The 651-nt window shown below is 50.4% G+C and carries 1 protein-coding gene and 1 pseudogene; both read left to right on the top strand.

Features of this window, described 5'->3' with window-relative positions:
• Nucleotides 1-322, top strand: a 322-nt coding sequence (locus tag AC0QH1_RS02475; RefSeq protein ID WP_324629207.1) for a hypothetical protein, incomplete at its 5' end; no start/stop codon positions are given.
• 65 nt (nucleotides 323-387) lie between these two features.
• Nucleotides 388-651: pseudogene (locus AC0QH1_RS02470) on the top strand (hypothetical protein); the annotation flags it as partial.

Genomic DNA, 651 nt, shown 5'->3' with positions numbered 1-651 from the left:
GGTGGGAACGACTGGCGATCCACCGCACCCCACCGCCGATCCACCGCACCACACCGACGATCCACCGCACTGGATCGTCGATTCATCAACAACCATTGTTTGGCTGGAAAAATCTTTAGCAAGCGAACCCATAGATGAAGAAGTAAAAAGCCAAATTCTTGATAAATTCCGCGCTCAGATGAAACTGGAATATCAATCCCTTACAATTGGGTGCAACCCTGTTTGTACAAGCGATTCACCGCATCCAATTGATGATGTAAAACCCTCATCTAATGACGATAACTCGAACAGGAGTAACCCACAACCCAATACTGAGAACTGAATCAAAACGCGATCGCAATGGGTTCAGTCACTCCATAATCGATGCACTTTCTCGAGGTTCCAATCATGACTCACACAGGCTTTTGTGACGAAAATATCGCCGATAACGATCGCGCCTTGTCGGAATTGGCGTGGGCGATCGCCATGTCCGAGGGTTCTTTTAAGTTGTTTCTGGCGCGTTGCAATTATACTCGAATGCGATCGCAACTGCTGCGACAACTGCAAGACCGTTGTGCGGTGGAGATCCGCAAACTGGCGATCGCTCCCACTGCAACCACCCTGTACTCGGAGATTCGAGAACAGTTGGGGAGCGATCGCCCCCAGGCGGTG

The organism is Phormidium sp. CCY1219, from assembly GCF_055795085.1.
This window is presented reverse-complemented; position numbering and strand designations above follow the sequence as displayed.